The sequence below is a fragment of the Methylosinus sp. genome (assembly GCF_036560965.1).
GTDB lineage: Bacteria > Pseudomonadota > Alphaproteobacteria > Rhizobiales > Beijerinckiaceae > Methylosinus.
On sequence record NZ_DATBQF010000062.1, the window covers coordinates 109,640 to 131,895 of the forward strand.

21 protein-coding genes are annotated in these 22,256 nt (G+C 67.3%); 9 read left to right on the forward strand and 12 right to left on the reverse strand.

Annotation, left to right across the window (positions count from 1 at the left end; genetic code table 11):
- Window positions 1-92 precede the first annotated feature (92 nt).
- On the forward strand, window positions 93-893 hold the full coding sequence (locus VIF40_RS16655) for a TatD family hydrolase (RefSeq protein WP_331938627.1): 801 nt from the start codon (window positions 93-95) through the stop codon (window positions 891-893).
- Window positions 890-1,687 (forward strand): MBL fold metallo-hydrolase, encoded by a 798-nt coding sequence (locus VIF40_RS16660; RefSeq protein ID WP_331938628.1) that lies wholly within the window; start codon window positions 890-892, stop codon window positions 1,685-1,687. The genes VIF40_RS16655 and VIF40_RS16660 overlap by 4 nt, the downstream gene beginning before the upstream one ends.
- 231 nt (window positions 1,688-1,918) lie before the next feature.
- Here VIF40_RS16660 and VIF40_RS16665 read toward each other — a convergent pair whose 3' ends face one another.
- Window positions 1,919-2,158 carry a hypothetical protein gene (locus VIF40_RS16665; RefSeq protein WP_331938629.1) on the reverse strand — a complete coding sequence of 80 codons (240 nt, stop codon included), beginning with the start codon at window positions 2,156-2,158 and terminating at the stop codon, window positions 1,919-1,921.
- A gap of 467 nt (window positions 2,159-2,625) precedes the next feature.
- On the opposite strand from VIF40_RS16665, the gene VIF40_RS16670 reads away from it, so the two are divergent.
- Window positions 2,626-3,303, forward strand: a complete 678-nt coding sequence (locus VIF40_RS16670; protein ID WP_331938630.1) for a cold shock domain-containing protein — start codon at window positions 2,626-2,628, stop codon at window positions 3,301-3,303.
- A gap of 317 nt (window positions 3,304-3,620) precedes the next feature.
- Window positions 3,621-4,484 carry a nucleoside triphosphate pyrophosphohydrolase gene (gene mazG, locus VIF40_RS16675; RefSeq protein ID WP_331938631.1) on the forward strand — a complete coding sequence of 288 codons (864 nt, stop codon included), beginning with the start codon at window positions 3,621-3,623 and terminating at the stop codon, window positions 4,482-4,484.
- Window positions 4,485-4,523: 39 nt separating this feature from the next.
- Here mazG and VIF40_RS16680 read toward each other — a convergent pair whose 3' ends face one another.
- The 7 genes from VIF40_RS16680 to VIF40_RS16710 form a co-directional block, all read right to left on the reverse strand.
- A complete protein-coding gene (locus VIF40_RS16680) occupies window positions 4,524-6,605 on the reverse strand; it encodes a hypothetical protein (RefSeq protein ID WP_331938632.1) in 2,082 nt (693 codons plus the stop codon).
- Complete coding sequence (locus VIF40_RS16685; RefSeq protein WP_331938633.1) at window positions 6,602-9,382, reverse strand: DUF4159 domain-containing protein; 2,781 nt, start codon at window positions 9,380-9,382, stop codon at window positions 6,602-6,604. The genes VIF40_RS16680 and VIF40_RS16685 overlap by 4 nt, the downstream gene beginning before the upstream one ends.
- Window positions 9,382-10,308 carry a DUF58 domain-containing protein gene (locus VIF40_RS16690; protein WP_331938634.1) on the reverse strand — a complete coding sequence of 309 codons (927 nt, stop codon included), beginning with the start codon at window positions 10,306-10,308 and terminating at the stop codon, window positions 9,382-9,384. Before VIF40_RS16690 ends, VIF40_RS16685 begins: the two co-directional genes overlap by 1 nt.
- 1 nt (window position 10,309) lies before the next feature.
- The gene (locus VIF40_RS16695; RefSeq protein WP_331938635.1) at window positions 10,310-11,302 is read right to left on the reverse strand and encodes a MoxR family ATPase; all 993 of its coding nucleotides are present in this window, start codon (window positions 11,300-11,302) and stop codon (window positions 10,310-10,312) included.
- Window positions 11,303-11,470: 168 nt separating this feature from the next.
- A complete protein-coding gene (locus VIF40_RS16700) occupies window positions 11,471-11,989 on the reverse strand; it encodes a TadE/TadG family type IV pilus assembly protein (protein ID WP_331938636.1) in 519 nt (172 codons plus the stop codon).
- Window positions 11,982-12,479, reverse strand: a complete 498-nt coding sequence (locus tag VIF40_RS16705) for a TadE/TadG family type IV pilus assembly protein (protein ID WP_331938637.1) — start codon at window positions 12,477-12,479, stop codon at window positions 11,982-11,984. Before VIF40_RS16705 ends, VIF40_RS16700 begins: the two co-directional genes overlap by 8 nt.
- Window positions 12,476-14,194 (reverse strand): hypothetical protein, encoded by a 1,719-nt coding sequence (locus VIF40_RS16710; protein ID WP_331938638.1) that lies wholly within the window; start codon window positions 14,192-14,194, stop codon window positions 12,476-12,478. The genes VIF40_RS16705 and VIF40_RS16710 overlap by 4 nt, the downstream gene beginning before the upstream one ends.
- A 426-nt stretch (window positions 14,195-14,620) precedes the next feature.
- On the opposite strand from VIF40_RS16710, the gene VIF40_RS16715 reads away from it, so the two are divergent.
- Both VIF40_RS16715 and VIF40_RS16720 read left to right on the forward strand, forming a co-directional pair.
- Window positions 14,621-14,881, forward strand: coding sequence for a DUF6111 family protein (locus VIF40_RS16715; RefSeq protein ID WP_331938639.1), 261 nt, complete (start codon window positions 14,621-14,623; stop codon window positions 14,879-14,881).
- 1 nt (window position 14,882) lies between these two features.
- Complete coding sequence (locus tag VIF40_RS16720; RefSeq protein ID WP_331938640.1) at window positions 14,883-16,127, forward strand: CCA tRNA nucleotidyltransferase; 1,245 nt, start codon at window positions 14,883-14,885, stop codon at window positions 16,125-16,127.
- 3 nt (window positions 16,128-16,130) lie between these two features.
- Here the strand turns inward: VIF40_RS16720 and VIF40_RS16725 are convergent, their stop codons facing one another.
- The gene (locus tag VIF40_RS16725) at window positions 16,131-16,421 is read right to left on the reverse strand and encodes a hypothetical protein (RefSeq protein WP_331938641.1); all 291 of its coding nucleotides are present in this window, start codon (window positions 16,419-16,421) and stop codon (window positions 16,131-16,133) included.
- Window positions 16,422-16,612: 191 nt separating this feature from the next.
- On the opposite strand from VIF40_RS16725, the gene VIF40_RS16730 reads away from it, so the two are divergent.
- Together VIF40_RS16730 and VIF40_RS16735 are read left to right on the forward strand one after the other, a co-directional pair.
- Window positions 16,613-16,867 (forward strand): hypothetical protein, encoded by a 255-nt coding sequence (locus VIF40_RS16730; RefSeq protein WP_331938642.1) that lies wholly within the window; start codon window positions 16,613-16,615, stop codon window positions 16,865-16,867.
- A gap of 86 nt (window positions 16,868-16,953) precedes the next feature.
- On the forward strand, window positions 16,954-18,633 hold the full coding sequence (locus tag VIF40_RS16735) for a cation:proton antiporter (protein WP_331938643.1): 1,680 nt from the start codon (window positions 16,954-16,956) through the stop codon (window positions 18,631-18,633).
- Here VIF40_RS16735 and VIF40_RS16740 read toward each other — a convergent pair whose 3' ends face one another.
- On the reverse strand, window positions 18,634-19,293 hold the full coding sequence (locus tag VIF40_RS16740) for a M15 family metallopeptidase (protein ID WP_331938644.1): 660 nt from the start codon (window positions 19,291-19,293) through the stop codon (window positions 18,634-18,636).
- Between the two features lie 81 nt (window positions 19,294-19,374).
- On the opposite strand from VIF40_RS16740, the gene VIF40_RS16745 reads away from it, so the two are divergent.
- Window positions 19,375-19,875, forward strand: a complete 501-nt coding sequence (locus VIF40_RS16745) for an N-acetyltransferase (protein WP_331938645.1) — start codon at window positions 19,375-19,377, stop codon at window positions 19,873-19,875.
- Between the two features lie 4 nt (window positions 19,876-19,879).
- On the opposite strand, the gene VIF40_RS16750 is transcribed toward VIF40_RS16745, so the two are convergent.
- Entirely contained in the window at window positions 19,880-21,091 is a 1,212-nt protein-coding gene (locus VIF40_RS16750; RefSeq protein ID WP_331938646.1) for a DNA methyltransferase, read from the reverse strand.
- 22 nt (window positions 21,092-21,113) lie between these two features.
- Window positions 21,114-22,244: a tRNA guanosine(34) transglycosylase Tgt gene (gene tgt, locus VIF40_RS16755; protein WP_331938647.1), complete on the reverse strand. Its 1,131-nt coding sequence runs from the start codon at window positions 22,242-22,244 to the stop codon at window positions 21,114-21,116.
- Between the last annotated feature and the right edge of the window lie 12 nt (window positions 22,245-22,256).

Below are 22,256 nucleotides of genomic sequence, written 5' to 3' on the forward strand. Positions count from 1 at the left end.
AGCGGATTCTCCCTCCGAATAGAATCGTTCCAATTCCCGGCCGGGCGCGTTAAGGGTTCGGCGCCGACACGCCGAGAGCCCAGGCCGAGCCCATGCTGATCGACACTCACTGCCATCTCGACTTCCCCGATTTCGCTCCGGAGCAGGAGGAGGTCGTCGCGCGCGCTCGGGCGCAGGGCGTCGCGCGTTTCGTCACCATCTCCACCCATGTCGAGAAATTCGCGGCGATCCGCGCCATCGCCGAGCGTTACGAGGATGTGTTCTGCACCGTCGGCACGCATCCCAATCACGCCCATGAGGAGCGCGAGGCCAGCGCCGCCGAGCTCGTGGAGCTGGCGCGTCACGAGAAATGCGTCGGCATAGGCGAGGCGGGGCTCGATTATCACTATGACAAGGCCCCGCGCGATCTCGCGCATCGGGTGTTCCGCGCCCATATTGCCGCCGCGCGCGAGAGCGGCCTGCCGCTCGTCATTCATTCGCGCGACGCCGACGCCGACTGCGCCGCCATTCTGCGTGAGGAAATGGGGAAGGGGGCTTTCAAGGCCCTGCTCCATTGCTTCACCAGCTCGCGCGCTCTGGCCGAGACGGCCGTCGAGCTTGGGCTCTACATCTCCTTTTCCGGCGTCGTGACGTTCAAGAACTCGGGCGAATTGCGCGAGATCGCCCGCGACGTGCCGCTGGAGCGTCTCCTGGTGGAGACCGACGCGCCGTTCCTCGCGCCCGTCCCGCATCGCGGCAAGCGCAATGAGCCGGCCTATGTCGCCGATACGGCGCGCACGCTCGCCGCGGCCAAGGGCGTCTCCTTCGACGAGATGGCCGCGCAGACGACCGCCAATGCTCTCGCGCTGTTCTCCAAAATGACGCCGATCGAAACCCCGCGGGCCGCCGAATGAGCCTCGCCGTCACCATATTGGGCTGCGGCTCCTCGGGCGGCGTTCCGCGCGTCGGCCAGGGCTGGGGCGCCTGCGATCCCGCCAATCCGCGGAATCGACGCCGACGCTGCTCGATATTGGCGACGCGGACCGAGGGCGCCGCGCGGACCAATGTTCTGATCGACACTTCGCCGGATCTGCGCGAGCAATTGATCGACGCGGCAGTCGACCATCTCGACGCGATTCTCTTCACCCATCCGCACGCCGATCATACGCACGGGGTCGACGATGTGCGCGGCCTGGTGCTGGAGAGCGGCCGGCGCATTCCGGCCTATCTGGACGAGCCGACGGCGAAAATGCTCACCGATCGCTTCGACTATATCTTCAAGACGCCGCCCGGCAGCTTTTATCCGCCGCTGCTCGACGAGCATCGCATTCACCTCGGCCGCGAGGTCTCGGTCGACGGCCCCGGCGGCGCGATCGAGGCCATGCCGTTCCGACTCGACCATGGCGATATGGACGCGCTGGGTTTTCGCATCGGCGGCCTGGCCTATACGCCGGACCTCAATTCCGTGCCCAAAGAGAGCTTCCATCATCTCGAGGGGCTCGATGTCTGGATCATCGACGCGCTTCGCCACAAGCCGCATGGCACGCATCTTTCCGTCGGCGAGGCGCTGGATTGGGTCGCCCATTTCAAGCCGCGCTGCGCGATTCTGACCGATCTGCACGTCGATCTCGATTATGAGACGCTCAAAGCGACGCTGCCGGCCAATGTGACGCCGGCCTTCGACGGAATGCGGATCGACCTGGCCTGAGCCGGCGTCCGAAACAGCACCCATCCGGCGCGCCGGAACCTGTCCAAGCGACGACCGAGGCCTTGCCCAGGCTGGCGACATGGACCGTCGGGCCAGAGACGCCGCGATGCTGTGCGACGGCGCATCGGTAGGCGCAATCGTGACCGGCGAAATGGCGCGCGATGGCGGCGACGAGCTGCGGCGGAGCGCTGGCGTCATCACCGGGAAACCATGACCATTGGAGCGACTGTTTCATGCGACCAGCTCCGCTATGATGCGGCGCTTGGCGGCCTTGGCGGCGTCGGCTTTCACGGGCGCATGGATCGCGGCGGAGCGCCATCGGTCTAGCGCGTTCTGCAGCCAGGAGCATTGCGCCAGCAGCTCGACGCGCTGCGTATCGGTGAGAGGATGAAGCGCGGCGTCGAAATCGCGGCGATTGAGCGAGCGGATTGCCTCGGTGAGCGTAAGCGTTTGAGAAGTGGGTGACATCATGGTTTGTTCCTTAGGTTCCATAATATCGATTATGCGAATCGTTGGTTTCGCAACGGCTTTGTATTTCGGCTGATTTGCCCTGGACGCCCGTCCCTCTCCTGAGAGCCCGTGAGCGATGCGCAGCGGGTCGTGGCGACGGAGGATCCCGCTTCCTGCCGCGCTCGCGCCACTTTTCAGGCTTTCGATCAACGGGTTCAGCCGGCGTGATTCGGCGCGCGGCGAATGGCGGCCCCGGTTTTTTCGACGTCGCTGGCAAATTCATCTAGCCAGAACGGGCCGTTTCCTGGTAAAAAGGCGATTGCGCGGGACTATATGGCATTCAACTGGCACACTTACGAACGCACCAGAACCGGCTCTCCGCGAGATGCCGGCGGACGCGTGCGTCGTCGGCGCTTTTGCGCCCGGCGAGAGGCCGTGCATGTGGCTATAGCGGTCTTTTGGCGGATGGCGGAGACGAGTACCAAGACATGAGCAGCAAAGGTCGAGACTTCCGGGGACCCAGAAAACGTGGGTTCGACGACGACCCCCCGTACGGCTATGACAGCCCGCGGCCCAGCCGGGCGCCGCGGACGCCATTCGGCGGAGGTGGTGGATTTTCCGATTCGCCGCCCCCGTCCTCGAACGAGCCCGCGATCGACGCGGTCGTCAAATGGTTCAAGCCCGACAAAGGCTTCGGCTTCGTCGAGCTCGGCAATGGCACGGGCGACGCGTTTCTGCATATCGGCGCGGTTCAGGCTGCGGGCTTCGAAGCCCTGCCGCCCGGCGCGAAGCTGAAGGTGCAGGTCGCCAGCTCGGTCAAGGGCCAGCAGGTCTCGCGCGTGCTCGAGGTCGATCTGTCGACCGCGACCGCCGAGCGCCCGCGTAGCCCCAGTGGCGGCGGCGGCAGTGGCGGCTTCGACCGTCCTCCGCGGCGTCAGGCTCCGGATCCGTCGACGGCCGTGCCGGTTTCCGGCAAGGTCAAATGGTTCGACGAGACCAAGGGCTTCGGCTTCGTGCAGTCGAACGACGGCGGCAAGGACGTCTTCGTCCATATCTCGATCCTCGGTCCCTCCGGCGTCAATCATCTCGCCGAAGGTCAGCCCGTGACGATGCAAGTCGTCGACACGGCCAAGGGTCGCGAAGCGCTGTCGATCACGCTCGACTGATACATTGAAAAAGCGAGCCGCAAGTCGATCTCGACTTGCGGCGACGTGCGCCTGTCGGCCGCGATATGCTCGCCTCGGATGCGCAAATCCTCGGATTCGCAGGTCGGGTCCGAGGCGCTGTCGTTTGCAAGGCGTGTGGCGGCCCCGGACCCTCGGATCGGCGCTGCGGGCGGTAACCAACGGCGCAGTCGAGATCCGGCCCCGATGTTAGAGCAAAGCGCCTCGAATTCCTCACCTTTTTTCGCGCGCCCGACTGCGTCAAAACAACGCGCGACGCGCGCTTTCGACCGGCTTTCCGCCTCCTCCGAGGCGCGTCGATGACGCAGGATCGGATCGCGCGTCTTCTCGGCATAATGGCGGCCCTGCGCACGCCGGGAACCGGCTGCCCCTGGGACCTCGAGCAGGACTTCGCCAGCATCGCTCCCTATACGCTCGAAGAGGCCTATGAGGTCGTCGATGCGATCGAGCGCGGCGATCTCGACGATCTCCGAGAGGAGCTCGGCGATCTGCTGCTGCAGGTCGTCTTCCACGCCCGGCTGGCCGAGGAGAGCGGGAGCTTCGCCTTCGCCGATGTGGTCGAGGCGATCTCGGACAAGCTCATCCGCCGCCATCCCCATGTGTTCGGCGATGAGACGGCCGCGTCGGCCGCGGACGTCGCCGTTCGATGGGCGGCGATCAAGGCGCAGGAAAAGCGGCTCCGCGCCGAGCGGCGCGGCCAAGGCGCGCAAGGCCTAGAGCGAGGGCAAGGCCTGGAGGGGCAGAGGCTGGAGGAGCAGGGGCTGCTGGACGGGGTGCCGCCCGCCCTGCCCGCTCTGACGCGCGCGGTCAAGCTGCAGGAGAAGGCGAGCAAGGTCGGTTTCGACTGGGCCGATGCGCGGCTCGTGATGGAAAAAATTCGCGAGGAGACGCTGGAGGTCGAAGCCGAGCTCGGCCAGGACGGCGCGCCTCACTCACCTGCTGTCGTCGAGGAGATCGGCGATCTTCTCTTCGCTGTGGCCAATCTCGCGCGCCATGTCGGCGCCGATCCCGAGCAGGCGTTGCGCGGCGCCAACGCCAAATTCGAGCGGCGTTTCCGTTTCATCGAGCGCGCTCTCGCCGAAAAGGGAACGAGCCCGAAGGATTCGACGCTCGACGAGATGGAAGCGCTGTGGCAGGCGGCGAAAGCGGCCGAGCGCGCGTGAGTCCGGCCTCGGGCCCGCTCGCCGACGAAACGATCGCGCCTACCGCCGCCCCTCCCAGCCCCAAGCCAGCACGATGGCGCCGAGCAGCGCGGCGAGGCCCCAGAGGCCGAGCGCCAGCGGCGCGACCTCGACGCCCTTCAGCGCGCTCGCGCCGGTGCGCTTCACGCCGATGTAATCCGCGCCGCCGAACATCGACGCTTCGCGCATCTCGACGATGCGTGGCATGACGATCGCGCCGCTCGCGTCTTTCGATAAACGTCGCACCGTGCCGCCGGTCGCTTCGCTGAGCGGTCGCAGCTTCTGCGTGGTCGAGACCACCTCGCGGAACTCGCGCGGATTCTCCGGGCCGACATTGACCAGCGCCGTCAGCTCACCGCTCTGGAAGCGATAGAGCCCCATCTCCTTCGCCACATGATGCGCGCGCGAAAGGCCGGGCTCGGCGGGCGTGAGCGCGATCGGCGATGTCGCGCCGGAGGGCGTCGTCATCGTCACTGGAGCCGCCTCCTCCTTCAGGCTCTGGCGCTCGATCGCAATGTCATGGCCATGGGCGCTTGCGCGCAGCGCCTCCTCCTCGAGGTCGGGCTCCTTCATCAGCCAATGGGCGAGGCGGCGCATCAGATCGACATGCGGGCCGCCGCCCTCATAGCCGCGCGCCCATAGCCACATTTGATCGGTGAGCAGCGCGGCGACGCGCCCCTTGCCCTCGCGCGAGAGCACGAGCAGCGGCTTGTCATTGGCGCCGGTGAGAATGGAATTGCCTTTCACCACCTCGGTGTCGACCTGGCGGAACCATTCGCCCCAGGCGGGCGGCTCGCTCTTCGCGCCCTCGAGCCCGCGCGTGACCGGATGCTTCTCGCCCTCCTTGCTCACCCTCGCGCGAAAGGCGCGCTCATAGAGCGAGCCGTCCGGCCGCGCCGGAATAATGCTCTCGAGCGGCGAGTAATAGAGCCCCTGGACGGTGGCGAAATCCGGCCCCGTCGCGACGAGGAAGGCGCCGCCATTGTCGACGTAATGCAGGATATTTTCGAAATAGACCGAGGGCAGGATCGTCTGGCTCGAATAGCGGTCGAAGACGATGAGATCGAACTCGTTGATCTTGCGGCCGAAGAGGTCCGCGGTCGGAAAGGCGATCAGCGACAATTCATGCGGCGGCGTGCCGTCGAGCTTCTCCGGCGGCCGCAGAATGGTGAAATGAACGAGATCGACATTGGCGTCGGAGCGCAGGAGATTGCGCCAGCTGCGCTCGCCGGGATGCGGCTCGCCGGAGACCAGCAGCACCTTCACCTTGTCGCGCACGCCTTCTATGGTGACGACGGCCTTGTTGTTGACGGCGGTCAGCTCCCCCGGCAGCGTCGGCGCCTCGAGCTCGACGACATTGGCGCCGCCATGCTCCACGCGCACCGGGATTTCGACGATCTCGCCGGCGCGCGCGACAATGGGCGCGAGCGCCTTGCCGTCGCGGCGCGTCTCTACGACGACCGGCTCGGTCCCGCCGACATTGCTGTCGATGACGCGCGCGCGAATGGTCTGGTCTTTCCCGACAATGCCGAAACGCGGCGCCTCCACCAGCTCGAGCCGGCGGTCGCGCTCGCCTTCGTGGCCGGTGACCAGAACATGCAGCGGCGCCTTGAAGCCGAGCGCAGCGGCGCTCGCCGGAATGTCGTGGACAATTCCGTCCGTCACCATGATCGCGGCGCCGATGCGCTCGCGCGGGATGTCCTTCAACCCTTCGTCGAGCGCCTGGAACAATTTCGTTCCGTCCGAATCGCCGCCGGCGCGCGCCGCGTCGATGAAGCGGGGCTCAATGTCGCCGAGCTTTTGCAGCGCCGGCTCCAGCGCCGCTCGCGCCGCATCGGTCTGCGCCATGCGCTCGCCGAAGCTCTGGCTCTCGCTGCGGTCGAGAACGATCGGAACGATCGTCTTCAACGGCTCGCGCCGCTCGCGCAGCAGCGAAGGATCGGTGAGCGCCAGCAGAACCAGCGCCAAGGTCGCGAGGCGCAGGGGTGCGCCGCGGCCGCCGGCGCGCAGCGACAAAAGCGCGACGACCAGTCCCGCGACGGCGAGCGCGGCGAGCGCCGGCCAGGGCAGCAGCGGCGTGAAACCGAGGGAAAGCTCGCTCATTGGCCGAGCCGCTCCAAAAGATCGCGGACATGGACCTGATCGGATTTGTAATTGCCGGTCAGCGTGTACATCACGAGATTGACGCCTCCGCGCAGGGCGAGCTCGCGCTGGCGCGCCCCGCCCGGCGTCAGCGTGTAGAGCGGCTGGCCATTGCGGTCGGCCGCCCAGGCGCCGGCGAGATCATTGGAGGTGACGACGACAGAGGAGACGCTGTCGGTCGCGCGCACCGGCCGCGTCGGATCGTCCTTGCTCTCGGGCGGCAGCGCCTCGACCCAGGTCTTGCCGTTGATCGTGCGGCCGAAGAAGCCGTCGATCAGATAGAAGGTTTTGGTGATGACATGGTCGCGCGGCGTCGGCTCGAGCGGCGGAATGTCGAGATTGCGCGTCAGATCGCGCAGCCATTGCGTCTCGGCCGTCGGCGGTCCGCCCTCATGCGCGGTGAGCGCGTCGCGCGTGTCGAAGACGATGGTGCCGCCCTGCTTGAGATAGACGCCGATCTTGGCGATCGCCTGCGCCGACGGCATCGGCGCCGAGGCGACGATCGGCCAATAGAGCATCGGATAGAAGGCCAATTCGTCGTGCGCGGGATCGACGCCGACGGGCGATCCGGGCGTGAAGGAGGTGCGCTGATTGAGCGCGCGCGACAAGGCTTCGAGGCCGAGCCTGCTGGTCTCGTCGACGCGCGAATCGCCGGAGAGCACATAGGCGAGGCGCGTCGTCAGCGCCGCCTCGCGGTCGCGCGGCGAGGCGGCGGAGGGCGCGTCCTTGGCGCGGGCGTTCTCGGGCGCCGCGCCGAGAATGGCGAGCGCGCAGAGCGCGCCGATCGCGATGGGCGCGACGCGGCGCAAACCGCCGGACAAGACGAGCAGGATCAGCCAGTCGGCGAGCAGAGCGAGAAAGACGAGCGCCAGCAGATAGGGACGCAGATCGATCGGCGCGCCGGCGCGCAGCGCCGAGACCGAGAGCCCCTGCCCGGCGAAATCGAAGCTGCGCAATTCGTCGCCGGGACGCAGAGGCTGCACGGCGACAGGCGCATCGGCGACGCCATAGAAGCCCGGCGGATGGTCGCGGCTGGCGCCGCCGTCATAATCTCCGGCGATGGGCCGGGCGGAGGGCGGCGGCGCGCCCATGCGGCCGCGACCGTCCAGAGTGACGAGCGGCGCCAGCGCCGGGGCGTCGCTGCGCGGTCCATCCTCGGCGCGGCGCGCGGCGGCCTCGCCGCTCTCGGCGGCGATCCGATGCAGCATGTCGATGAAGAGGCCCGAGATCGGCAGATTGGACCAGGCGGCGTCGGCGCTCACATGGAACAGCACGATGAGCCCCTTGCCGCGTCGCTCGGCGGTGACGAGCGGCGTGCCGTCGGTGAGCGCCGCCCAGGTCTTGGCCGGCAGGCCGGGCTCCGGCTCGGCGAGCACTTGGCGCGTCACCGTCACCTCGTCGGGAACCGTGAGCCCATAGAAGGGGCTCGACGGCTCGAAGGGCGCGAGCTTTTTCGGCGTGTCCCAAGACATGGCGCCGCCGAGCACGCGGCCATTGCGCCGAAGCCGCACCGGCGTGAGCTCGTCGCCGCCATTGGCGAGGCGCGCGCCGGCGAATCGCAGCAGCACGCCGCCCTCCTCGACGAAGCGGATCAGCGCCTCATGCGCATCGGGCGGCAACACGCCGATATCGGCGAGGGCGACGATATTGGGCTGCTCGGCGATGAGGCCGGGCAGCGGATCGGCCGCGCCCGGGCGCGGCTCGCGCACCTCGGCGAAAGGCGCGAAGGCTTTTTGCAGATAATATTGCGGCTCGAGCAAAGGCTGCGCGAGATCGACGCTGGCGCCGCTCAGAACGGCGACCCGGCGCACTTTGGAGCGCCCGTCGAGCAGCGCCACGGCGCCGGCCGAAGCCTCGCCGTCGATGCGCAGCAGCGCCGCCTCATTGCGCAATTCGATCGGCAGATCGAAACGCGCTTTCGCTTTTCGCCCGGCGCCGAAATCGAAGCGCGCCTGCGCCAGCACGCGGCCCTGCTGGTCATAGGCGGAGACCGATCCGGCGGCGGCCGTCTCGGGGGAGGCGCGCGCAATATCCACCTCGAGGCCGCCCGCCGTGTTCTGCGGCGACGAAAGCGCGCGCGGCGCATGATCGCCGGCCAGTATCCGAACCTCTGCGCCGCGGGCTGCTGCGGTCTTCAGAGCCGCGGCGAAACCGGGCGCCCCGCCCTGCTCCAGCCCGTCGGCGATCCAGATGACGCGCGCGCGGGGATGCGCGGCGACGAATTCGCCGAGCCGCGCGGCGGCGGCTGCGCGATCCGCGACATAGGGCTGCGGCGCCAGCGCGCGCAGGCGCTCGTCGATCTTGCCGCCGTCCTTGAGCGCGGGCGCGGCCTCGGCGTCCGACATGGGCAGCACCGCGATGGTCGCGCCGGAGCGCGCCGCATCGGCGGCGATGGCGCGCGCCGCCTCGAGGCGGATGTCGAAATCCGGCGCCGCGGGCCAGCCGTCGTCGATGGCGATCAGCAGCGGGGCGCCGGAGAAGGAGGCGGTCGCCGCCGGCGTGACGGCGGGGCCGGCCATCGCCAGCACGGCGAGGCCGGCGAGCGCGAGGCGCAGCGCCAACAGCCACCAGGGCGTGCGCGCGGGCGTCTCCTCGCGACGCAGCAGGTCGAGCAGCAGGCGGATCGGCGGAAAGACGACTTCCTGCGGCCGCGGCGGCGTCACCCGCAACAGGAAATAGATGGCGGGCAGAGCGAGGAGCCCGAGGAGCGCGAGCGGCGCCGCGAAGGTCAGTCCCATCAGCCGCGCTCCGATCGGCCAGCGAGCGCGAAGCTCAGCGAGAGGGCCGCCTCCGCCGCCGGGCGGTCGGTGCGGTGAATTTGGAAGGAAAAGCCCACGCCGGCGGCGGCCTCGGCGATCTCGTCCCTATGCTGCGCGAGACGCTCGACATAGGCGTCGCGCCAGGCCTGGGCGCGGCCGGCGCGCAATTGCGCGTGGCTGTCGGTGTCGAGGAACACCGTCTCGCCTTCGAACGGAAACGTCTCCTCGACCGGATCGGCGATCATCATCAGCGCGCCCGACGCGCCATTGGCGGCGAGCGTTCCGAGGCGCTGGGCGAGCGCCTGCGGATCGCAGAGGAAATCGGAGACGAGCAGCGCCTTGGCGCCGCCGGGCAGAGCGACGGCCTCCGGCAATTCGCCGCTCGCCGCCGCGCCGGCGGCGAGCAGAGCCTGCGCCAACCGCTCGATAATGTCGCGCGTCGACATCGGATGGGCGAGGCCGAGCAGACCGACCCGCTCGCCGCCGCGCATGAGGACGTCGGCGAGCGCGAGGCCGAGCGTCAGCGCCCGGTCGAGCTTCGGCTCCAGCGCCAGCGAGGAGACGAAGGCCATGGAAGGCGAGCAGTCCATCCACAGAAAATAGGAATGCGCCGCCTCCCATTCACGCTCGCGCACGAAGAGGCGGTCGTCGCGCGCCGAGCGGCGCCAGTCGATGCGATGCGCCGCCTCGCCCGCGCCGAAGGGCCGGAACTGCCAGAAATTCTCGCCCATTCCAGCGCGCCTGCGGCCATGCGCGCCATGGACGACGGTCGCGGCGACTTCCCGCGCACGGATGACGATGTCCGGCAGGCGGCTCGCGAGCTCGGCGGCGTCGATGCGCCGCGCGCTCGCCGCGAGCCGTTCGGACGGATCGAATGCGTTCGTGGAAACCGCGGGTCCCGCCACCTCAGCCGATCCTCGCGACGAGCTTGTCGACCAGCTCGGCGATAGTCCTGCCCTGCGCGCGCGCCGCGAAGGTCAGCGCCATGCGGTGGCGCAGGGCCGGCGCGGCGAGCGCCGCCACATCGTCGAACGAAGGCGACAGCCGCCCCGACAAAAGCGCGCGGGCGCGGGTCGCGAGCATCAATGCCTGCGCCGCGCGCGGGCCGGGGCCCCAGGAGACATGCGGCGCGATCTCGGCGTCGCCCTCCCCCGGCCGCGCCGAGCGCACGAGATCGAGAATGGCGTCGACGACCTTGTCGCCGACCGGCAATTGCCGCACCAGCCGCTGCGCGGCGATGAGATCATCTGCAGAGAGCGTCTTGCGCGCCTCCACGATGCGGTCGCCGGTCGTCTCCAGCAAGATGCGCCGCTCGCTGGCGCGGTCCGGATAGTCGACATCGATCTGGAGAAGGAAACGGTCGAGCTGCGCCTCGGGCAGAGGATAGGTTCCCTCCTGCTCCAGCGGGTTTTGCGTCGCCAGCACATGGAAGGGCCGCGGCAGATCATGGCGCTCGCCGGCGACGCTCACATGATATTCCTGCATCGCCTGCAGCAGCGCCGATTGCGTGCGCGGCGAGGCGCGGTTGATCTCGTCCGCCATCAGCAATTGTGCGAAGATCGGGCCTTTGACGAAGCGGAACACGCGCTTCTTGTCGGCGGTCTCCTCGAGCACTTCCGAGCCGAGAATATCGGCCGGCAGCAAATCCGGCGTGAATTGAACGCGGCGCTCGTCGAGGCCGAGCACCCTCCCCAAGGTTTCCACGAGCTTGGTCTTGGCGAGACCCGGCACGCCGACGAGCAGGCCGTGGCCGCCGGCGAGCAGAGTGACGAGCGCCTGCTCGACCGCCTGCTCCTGGCCGAAGATCACGGTGGAGACCGCGGCGCGGGCGCGGCCGATCTGTTCCAGGACACGCTCGGCGGCGGCGACGGGAGCGCTCGCCAAATCTTGCTCGGTCATAGACTGTCCTTCGATCGGCGACGCCGGCCGCGTCGCAGTTTCCCTCTAGGATAAGCCGGAAGGGACGCTTGTCGATGTTAAAGAATGATTAATTTCCCGCCGGAGCGCGGTGGCCACGGAAAGACGGGTTCGCTGGCAAAAGTGGCTTTTTGAGGCTCGTGGCCGCGATCAGAGCGAATAGCGCGAGGACAAGGAGACGCTGACGCCGATCAGGAGATTATACACATAGACGCTCTGCGCCACGATCCGCGTGTCGCCATTCATCATATTGGTGCTGATGCCGGCATTGTTGGCGGTGGGCGCCGTCGTCGTCTTGTAGAGCACCGTCTCCGAGATCGAGCCGCTCGTCATCGATTTCGCCAGATACCTTACCGAAACGGTGAGATTGGACGGCGCCGTCGCGCCCTGCATGACGAAAATTATGTTGTCGAGAACGGTTTTCGCGCTCGTCGGCAGCGAGGAGTTCGCTGTCGACGTCGCTGGCGCAACCAGCGTCTGTGTCGTCCAGGCGAGAGATTCGGTCATCTGCGCGACATTGCGATAGGCGAGCAAGGCGCGGCAGCTCTCGACGACGCCGAGCAGCAGCATGACGAGCACCGGCGCGAGCAGAGAAAACTCGACCGCGACAATTCCGCTCTTCGCGCGCGGGCCGCAAAAGCCGAAGCGCGGCAAAGCTGGCTCACACATTGGGCGTCACCGTGACCACGGAATAGTCGATCTTCTTGTTCAGAATGCTCGACCAGACATTGGAAGCGAGCAGATTGAACGGCACGAGGCTCGTGCGCTTGGCGACGACGCGAACCAGCACGGCCGACGATGCGCCCGGCAGCGAAAAGCCGTCGGCCGTCGGCTGCGTCGGCATGGCGGCCATCGCGGTGGTCTGCAGCGGCGTGACAGAAACGATCACATCCACCGCCTTCTGCGTCGCCATATTCGCGCTGAGCACAATGGTCTTGGCGGAGGCGATATCCGTCGGCGGCGTGGAGGAGGAGCTGATCGCGCGCGCGAGCAGGAAGGCGCCCGTCTGCATCGCGCTCGTCTCCATGTAATTGATCCCGAGCTGAATCACGGAAATCACGGTGAAGATCAGGATCGGAGACAGCAACGCGAATTCGACCACTCCAGAGCCCGCGCGATCGCGTCTCAGCTTCGCGAGCTTGCTCTCTTGCTGGCTCATTTGCCCGCCTCCGTCGCCGCGGCGATTTGCGCGTCTCTCGCGGTCGCGAGCCATATGTCCTCGATCATGATCGGCGCGCCATTGCGAATGGCCTGCGACTGCATCTTCATGTGGCCGTCGCTTCCGACGACCTTCTTCCAATTGGCGTCGATCGCGGTTATCCCGAGCGCGGACAGAGACTTGATCTCCCCGCGCTGCACGACGCCGTCGCCGTCGTCGATCCAGACGGCGAGGCCTTCGAGATCGCGGCCGGACAAAACGCCGGAGCCGCTATGGTCGCGCTTCGCCAGCGTCTCGAATCCATCGGAGGTCGTGGCGGTCGGTCCGAACAGCCGCGCCGAGGACATGTCGGTCTCGGCGCGGCCGTCGCGATCGTCGACGAGAAAGCCCTGGCCATTGCCGATGAGCCATTCGATGCGCGTCGGGCCGTCCGGCGTGCGTAGCGCGACGGTGCGTCCGACCCTCGGACGGATGGCGTCGACCGCGGTCGAAACGCCTGTCGTCTCTATGCGTCCGAGGCCGATGAGATCGAGCGCGATCGGCGAGCTGATGTCGTTGCACGCGCCGTTGAGATCTTCCCAGACGGCGTCGGTGTGGCTCTTCACATAGACGAGCTTCCATCCGGCGCCGACGACGTCGGTCATCATCGTCCCGAATTTTCCGGCCGCGACATTGAAGAGATAGGCCTGCTCGTCGGAGGCCGTGTAGACCGCGCCGCCAGCGCCCGTCACCTGCGTCACCGAGGCGGAAGCGGCGAAGCCCTGCGACACATTGAACTTCACCGTATAGGGGCCGGATTTCGATCCGTTCAGCACCGTCGTCGTCAGCGTGAGAGACGAAAGTCCCGCGGAGGGCGTGGGCGACATGGAGACGGTTCCCGAATAGCTCGAATTGCTCATCGTCTCCGTGCGCGCCGCGCGCACATAGGCGCTGGCGGAGCAATAGGCCGTCGATGGCGTCGAGCCGCCCGAGCTCGACGAGGACGACGAGCCGCCCGAGCTCGGCGTGTAAGGCAGAGCGTCCTCGCAGAATTGCGGCAGGCTTCCGTCCTTGTTGACGTCGTGGACGAAGACTGTGGTGGCGGCGGCGGTCGCGGCGGGAATGAGGTAATCGGCGCTGATCACGCTTCGCGAAACGATCTGCGTCGCATTGGACGCGTCGAGATTGGCGTAGGTCACGATGAATTGCGACGGGTTCGCCGCCTGCGACAGCGCTGTGAGCTTGGTCATGGCGAGCGTCTGGCCCGCGACATTATTGGCGGCGTAGATATAGGCGCCGCTCGTGCATTGATATTGCGTCGTCGCCGTCTTGCCGCATTGCGCGCGAATGGCGAGATCGGAACCACGATAGCCGAGCGCCGCGCCGAAGGTCGATCGCACCGATTGCGTCAGCACGAGCGCGTAGTTGGAGCCTGCGTCGGTCAGCGAAACGGCGGCGCCGGCCGTCGCCGAATTGGAGCCGAGCTCGCCGGACGCGTAGCGCTTCGCCAACGCCACGACGTCGCCGGAAGTCGGATAATTCACCGTCGAGGCGTTGGAAATCTGGCGGCATGTCGCATCGGCGACGCGCTTCAGCCCCGCTTGCGTGTTCTGAACGCGATAGGTGTCGATCCCCAATCCGACGGCGCCGACGAGGACGAGCGCGGAAATACCGAAAATGACAGCGACCGAGCCGAAAGAATCATCGGCGAAAGAACGATGCGCCCTTATGGGCATGGCGGGACTCCGTAATGTGACGAAGCGAGCGCGACGCCGCGCTCCATCGAATGTCTCGAAAGACAGGCCGGAGTCCAACCGACTCGACGGTGATGGCGTCATGCCGCGGATCGTGATCCGCACCGTCGTTGCAGCGCGAACTCGAGGTTCGCGAAAAATCGCTCGACTTCACGTCGAGCCCCGCCGCACTGGGAACAGTGGACCGAAATCCTTTTCAAAAAATTGAGACAGCGCCGGCGCACGCCTTTCCGGCCATGGCTAATTATTTGTAAATGCTTTTAATATCTGGCACGTTCGCGCTATCCCGCATGCGGTCGCGGCTCGTGCTATAATTTTGCGCAAGCTCGGCGCGGCGATTCCTGAAGGGTCGTCGTTCGCGCGAGCCCATTCGCCGGCTCCGGCCGTCGATCCATCGCGAGGCGTCTCATGTGGCGGGTCATCGTTCAACCGGCGTTGCTGTTCGTCACGCCCTTTGTCGTCTACGCGCTCTATCTGCTGACGCGTCGACGATGGCCCTTTGTGGCGGCGCTGTGGACGCGCGGCGTGGTCTCGTCGCTGACGATCGCGGGCCTCGCTACGGCGGTCGCCGGATTCATCGTCCTCGCGCTGCTGTCGCCGCGCAACGAGGGGACCTATGTGCCGGCGCATATAGAGGACGGCCGGCTCGCGCCCGGCCGATTTCAATAAATTGCCGATCCGTCTGCTCGATAATCCGAAGATCATCCGCCTTCTCGCGGCCCTGCGCGCGACGGGCGGCGAGACGCGCATCGTCGGCGGCGCCGTGCGCGATTCCCTGCTCGGCCGCGCGCCGCACGAGATCGATCTCGCCACCACCGCCCTGCCCGCGGCCGTGACCCGCGCCGCCGAGGCGGCCGGCCTCAAGAGCGTGCCGACGGGGATCGATCACGGCACGATCACCGTCGTCGTCGAGGGAACGCCCTTCGAGGTCACGACGCTACGCGAGGATGTCGAGACCTTCGGCCGCCACGCCAAAGTGCGCTTCGGCGATGATTTCGAGAAGGATGCGCTGCGACGCGACTTCACCATCAACGCGCTGTCGCTCTCACAGGACGGAGCGCTGCACGACTATGTGGGCGGGCTCGACGATCTCGAGGCGCGGCGCGTGCGCTTCATCGGCGATCCGGCGACGCGCATCGCCGAGGATCATTTGCGCATTTTGCGCTTCTTCCGTTTTCACGCCACTTTCGGCGAGGGTCCGCTGGACGCCGCCGGCCTTCATGCGGCGATCATCGCGCGCGAGAGCCTGGCCAGGCTCTCCGGCGAGCGCATCCGCGCCGAGACGCTGAAGCTCCTCGCCGCGCGTCGGGCGGTGGAGGTCGCGCGCGAAATCTCGCAGGGGGGCGTGCTGGAGGTCGTCGTCGGCGCGACCTTTCCGGCGCGGCTCGAGCGGCTCGCCGCGATCGAGGCGACGCTCTCCCGTGTCGTCGATCCGCTGCTGCGCCTCGGCGCGCTCTGCGTTCTCACGCCCGAGGACGCCGATCGGCTGCGCGAGAGGCTGCGGCTCTCCAACGCCGAGCATCGCCGCCTCGCTCATGCGGCGCGCATTCTCGAGGGGCTTCACGGCGCGCAATCGCCGCCGCCCGAGCTGGAGCTGACGCGGCTTCTGTTCGAGGAAGGGCGCGACGGCGCGCGCGATGCGCTGGCGCTCGCCCATGCGGAGAGCCGCGCCGCGGCCGATGCGCAATTCTGGCTGCGTGCGGCGCGCTTTCTCGCCGAGGCGCCGGCGCCGGATTTTCCGGTCAAGGCCGCCGATCTCATGGCGCGCGGGCTCGCGCCCGGCCGCGCGCTGGGCGCGGTGCTGAAAGAATTGCAGGCGAAGTGGATCAGGGCCGGCTTTCCGCGCGATCCGGCGACAGTGACGCGGCTCGTCGAGGAGGCGACCCGCGACGCCATGCGCCCGCCCCTCCCCTGACGATCACAAGAGGTTCCGTCCGAACATCAGCACCGCCGCGAACAGGCAGAGCATGGAGACGACGAACAGAAAGTCGGCGATCAGCTCGTAATTGATCGGCGAGCGCAGCTGCAGCATGGAGGCGAAGGAGAACAGGCAGGCGCCGACGAAGCCGACCGCCGAGGCCATGGCGACCTCGTCCAGCAGCGTGCTGTCGCTCACTCCGCTAATCTTGAGGCCGGTGATCAGCACGAAGCAGATGCCGAGCAGGCTGGAGGCCGCATTCAGAATATGCGATTGGCGATTTTGCGACATTTTTCCGCGTCTTGGCCGTCTCTTGCCCGTCGAAGCTTCCCGTCCGGGAATGTGGGGCGCGGCCTCGCCGCGTCCAGGGCCGCGCGCGGCGTTCGCGCCGAGATGGGAAATCCTCGGCGTGATTTTGCGTAACGCTTTTCTTTTCGGCGGCGGGCGCGCTATCATTCCCGCATCGGCCGCGGGAGTAGCGTATGGGCGTCGAGACGAGACAGCCGAGGGATGTGGCGCGTCGGCTCGCCGATCGCGCCCGCACGATCAAGAGCGCGCGCAGCGACAGCTGGCGCCGCGAGACCTTCACGCTGGAGCGCGGCGAGGCCCGCGCCAAGGCGCGCGAATGGTTCGACCTCTACCCCAAGGCCGCCTATATGACCGAGATCGAGTTCTGGCGAGAGCTCGAGGACGGCCGTATCGAATTCACCATCCGCCGCCTGCCCAGCGCCGATTGAGCGCCGCAGCGGAGGTCCCGGGCCGCTCGGATCGCGTTGGCGCTCGAATTGCTCTCTTCGACGGTCTCGCGCTTCCGGGAGGATAGATGCATAACGGCGTCGATCTGCTGACGACACTCGCCGCCGCGCTCGGCCTCGCGCTCGTGATGGGGCTCATCGCCGCCAAGCTGCGGCTCTCCCCGCTGGTCGGCTATTTGTTCGCCGGCGTGTTGATCGGGCCGGCGACGCCGGGCTTCGTCGCCGATGTCGCGCTGGCCGATCAGCTCGCCGAGATCGGCGTCATTCTGCTGATGTTCGGCGTCGGCCTGCATCTCTCGCTCGAGGATCTCCTTTCCGTCCGCCATATCGCCGCGCCGGGCGCGGTGGTGCAGATGGCCATCGCCACTGCGCTCGGCGTCGGCGTCGCCACCTATTGGGGCTGGCATTTCGGCGCGGCGCTGATCTTCGGCCTCTCGCTCTCCTGCGCCAGCACCGTGGTGCTGCTGCGCGCGCTGGAGGAGCGCGGCGAGATGGAGACGATCAACGGCCGCATCGCCGTCGGCTGGCTCGTCGTCGAGGATCTGGCGACGGTTCTGCTACTGGTCCTGCTGCCGCCGGCGGCGGGCCTGCTCGGCGCCGGCGATCCGGACGCCGCCGGCGACGTCGATATTTGGCCGATCGTCGGAATGACGCTCGCCAAGGTCGCGGCCTTCGTCATTCTCATGCTGGTGGTCGGACGGCGGTTGTTCCCGCGCCTTTTGTTCTGGGTGGCGGGCGTCGGCTCGCGCGAGCTGTTCACGCTCTGTGTCGTCGCCACCGCGCTCTGCGTCGCCTATGGCTCGGCCAAGCTGTTCGACGTCTCCTTCGCGCTCGGCGCCTTTTTCGCTGGCATGATGATGCGCGAGTCGGAGTTCAGCCATCGCGCCGCCGACGAATCCCTGCCGCTGCGCGATGCGTTTTCCGTTCTGTTCTTCGTCTCGGTCGGCATGGCCTTCGATCCGCGCGCCTTCATCGACGAGCCTTGGCGCGTTCTCGCGGTCATCGGCATTGTGATGGTCGGCAAGACGCTCGCGGCGGTCGCCCTCACCCTGGCCTTTCGCTACCCGCTGGACACCGCGCTCACCGTCGGCGCGAGCCTCGCCCAGATCGGCGAATTCTCTTTCATTCTCGCCGGCCTCGGCGTCGGGCTCGGCCTTCTGTCGCCTGACGGCCGCAATCTGATCCTGGCCGGCGCGCTGGTCTCCATCGCGCTCAACTCTCTCGTCTTCGTCGCGATCGAACCATTTCGCGCGAGGATCGGGCAAAGGGCGCGCTCCTCCGATCCATTGGCGGAACTGCCTGCGACCGTCGACGATTCACGCCTGAGCGGTCAGGTGGTGCTGGTCGGCTATGGCCGCGTGGGGCGCAAGATCGGCGAGAAGCTGCTCGAATGGCGGGTTCCCTTCGTGGTGATCGAGCAGAACCGCGAGCTGGTGGAGGCGCTGCGCGCGCGCGACATCGCCGCCGTCTGCGGAGACGCCTCGGAGCCCGCCTCTCTGGTCCAGGCCCATATCGCGCGGGCGAGCGAGCTGATCGTCGCGACGACGCCCGACAGCTGTGATCTGCGGAGAATGATCACGGCGGCGCGGCGCGCCAATCCCGCCGTGGGCGTCGCGCTGCGCGCCCGCGACGACACCGAGGCCGAGCTGCTCGAGCAAGAGAAGATCGGCCGCGTCTTCGCGCCGGAGACCGAGCTCTCGCTCGGCATGCTCGGCTATTTGTTCGAGCGCTTCGGCAAGAACGCCTGATTATTCGATCTCGACGTCGAAGCTCGGCGCCTCGCTCGCGCCGGTGAAGGCGAAGTGCCACCATTCGGTCGGCAGATTGTGGAAGCCGTGGCGGCGCATCAGCGTCTCGAGGCGGAGCCGATGCTCCTGCGCCATAGCGCTCACATCCTTGCTCGCGGTCCAGGAGCGCTCGTCGAAAAAGTCGAAGGGCGTGCCGAAATCCCAGCCGAGGACGCCGAGATCGACGGCGAGGCCGGTGGAATGCGAGGATTTCTCGGCGATATAGCCGCGCTGGAACAATTCGCGCTTGGTCTCGTGCGGATAATATTGCGCCTTCATGCTCTCGTCCGCGCTCTTCGCCCAATCGATGAAGGCGGCGACGGCGCGGCGCGGCCGATAGCAGTCGTAGAGGATGAGCTCGAAGCCCTGCGCTTTCGCCTCGGCCTGCGCGGCGATCAGGGCCTTGGCCGCATCCTCGCGCAGCCAGCATTGTGGGGCCTTGTAGCCGGGCACAGGGCGGCCGGTGAAATTATCGGAGCCCGCATAGCGCATGTCCTGCACGATCTGCGGCGCCAGCTCGGCGAGCCGCACGAAGCCCGGCGGAAGCGAGGCGGCCGCCGCCGAGCAGGCGACGCAGGCGCCGGCTGCGGCGACAATGTCGCGGGTGGTTTTGGAGGTCATGGGGCGTGGTCCGGCGTTGACGGTGGCGCGGCGTGAGAGCAGTCTTATCCTAGAGGCGGAATCGATCAAAGGCGCGCAGAGATGTTCATCCGCGACGAAGCCCCGAGCGACCGCGCCGCCATACGAAGCATCATCGCCGCCGCCTTCGAAGGCCTCTCCTACAGCAATCAGCGCGAGGGCGATCTCGTCGACGCGCTGCGGAACGCCAACGCCCTGACGCTTTCGCTCGTCGCCGAGGACTCCGGCGCGATCATCGGCCATATCGCCGTTTCTCCGGTGACGATCGAGGGAGCCTCGCTCGATTGGTTCGGGCTCGGCCCGCTCGCCGTTCGACCCGAACGCCAGCGCAAAGGCGTCGGCGCGGCCCTGGTCGAGCGCGCGCTGTCGACACTGCGCGCGGCGGACGCGGCCGGTTGCGTCGTCTTCGGCGCGCCGAGCTATTACGGCCGCTTCGGATTTCGAATCGACCCGGGCGTTCGTTTCGAGGGCGGACCGCCAGAGCACTTCATGGCCCTTGCTTTGGGATCGACGATCCCGCGTGGCTCCGTCGACTATCATCCGGCCTTCGCGCTGGTCGGCTGAGACGCTATGTCCTTCGCAGCGTCACCACGCGATTTGTGTTGGTGCCCTTGGCGTTGTTGCCGACGCCCCAGCAATTGCTGGTCTTGGTGAAGCTCTGGCTGTTCACCAGCACGAACAGCCGCTCGAAGGGCAGGCCTTCCGCGGCGCGCCAGACGAGCCGCTCCAGCAACACCTTGCCGCCGCGCACCTCGCCCACCTCGAAGGCGACATGGCCGCCGGGCGAGACGATGCGCGCGAATTCCTCGAGGCAGGCGCGCACCATTTTCTCCCATTCCGCCTCGTTGCGATGCGCGGAAATTCGCACCGCGCTCGCATCTGTTCCTGCGAACCAATTGCGCAGCCAATTGTCGCTCGCATATTGCACCACATCCAGAAACGGCGGCGAGGTGACGACGAGCCGCACGGCGCCGTCCGCGACATAGGGCGCGCACCAGGCTTCGCTCGTGGCGAGCAGCGCCTCGGGATGCTCCGGCGGGACGCCGTCCGAAAGAAGCGCGCGCGATTTGCGCAGGATCAGCGCCGCCACATCGCGCAAGGGCGGCGTCTGCTTGCGCTTGGCGTTGATCTTGGCCTGGGCCTCGATGGAGACGGCCTGGTTGGGCGGCAGCGAATAGACCGAGAAAAATCCCGGCGAATGTCCGGTGAGGCGATTGATCGCGATCATTCTGATCCAGTCGTCGACACCGTCCGGCTCGGCGCGCGCGCGAAGATGGCGCCGCAGCGCGCAGAGCCGCCGCAGCGTTTCCGCATGATAGAAGACGAGCAGATCATCCCGCTCGATCTCGCCGCTCTCCCACGGAATTTCGGCGAGGCGCTTTTCGATCGCGGAGAGCGGCGGCGGCGCGAGACGCGGGCGCGTCAGCAGAATGGACAGCGGATTGATATCCGCGCCCATCGGCCGACGCCCTTGCAGCGCGGCCTCTAACGGCGTCGTGCCGCGGCCCATGAAGGGATCGAAGACCGCCTCGCCCGGCGCCGTGAGGCGGGAGATGAAAAAGCCCGGCAATTGCGGCTTGAAACAGGCGCGATAGCTGATCTCGTGCAGCGAATGCGCCTGCCGTTGCGCGGATGTCCAGAATTCGTTGACGAGATAGAGGACGCCTTCCTCCACGATCCGCCGCGTCGGCGCGCCGAAGGAGTCGAAGGCGAGCAGCTCTTCTTCGAGCGGCGATGCGAATGGGGCGGCGGCGAGATTGCGAGCGAGCGAGCGGGGCATGAATCACCCTTATGCGCTCCGACTATAGCGCCTTCGTCTCGCCGCGCGTCCACTCCTCCTTGGTCTGCGCGATGAAATCGGCGAGGCGCCCCTGCTCTATCGCCGCGCGAAGCCCGGCCATCAGCTCCTGATAATAGGCGACATTGATCTGCGTCAGCAGCATCATGCCGAGGATTTCCTGCGCCTTCACCAGATGATGCAGATAGGCGCGCGAATAATCGCGCGCAGAGGCGCAGGCGGCGCCGGCGTCGAGCGGCGCGGGATCGTCCGCATGGCGCGCATTACGCAGATTCACGCGGCCGAAGCGCGTATAGGCGAGGCCGTGACGTCCGGCGCGCGTCGGCATCACGCAGTCGAACATATCGACGCCGCGCGCCACAGATTGCACGATATCGTCCGGCGTGCCGACGCCCATCAGATAGCGCGGCTTGCCCTCCGGCAGATGCGGGATGACCGTCTCCAGCATCGCCAGCATGACATCCTGCGGCTCGCCGACGGCGAGGCCGCCTATGGCGAGACCGTGGAAATCCATGGCCGCGAGCGTCGTCGCGCTCTCTATGCGCAGCGCCGGCGTCGCGCCGCCTTGCACGATGCCGAAGATCGCTTTGCCGTCGCCGTCGACGAAAGCCTTGCGCGAGCGCTCCGCCCAGCGCAGCGACAGGCGCATGGCGCGCTCGGCCTCCGCCTCCGTGCAGGGCAGGCGCACGCATTCGTCGAATTGCATGTGTATGTCGGAATCGAGCAGGCGCTGAATCTCCATCGAGCGCTCCGGCGTCAGCATGTGACGCGAGCCGTCGATGTGGGACTGGAAGGCGACGCCCTGCTCGTCGAGCTTGCGCAGCTTGGACAGCGACATCACCTGAAAGCCGCCGGAATCGGTCAGGATCGGATGCGGCCAGTTCATGAATTGATGCAGGCCGCCGAGCGCGGCGACGCGCTCCGCGCCCGGCCGCAGCATCAGATGATAGACATTGCCGAGCACGACATCGGCGCCCGTCGCGCGCACGTCCTGCGGAAACATCGCCTTGACCGTCGCCGCCGTGCCCACGGGCATGAAGGCCGGCGTGCGAATCTCGCCGCGCGGCGTCGAGACGAGGCCGCGCCGCGCGGCGCCGTCTTTCGCGAGAAGCTGGAAAGCGAATTGCTGCGTCATGCGTCTCTCTTA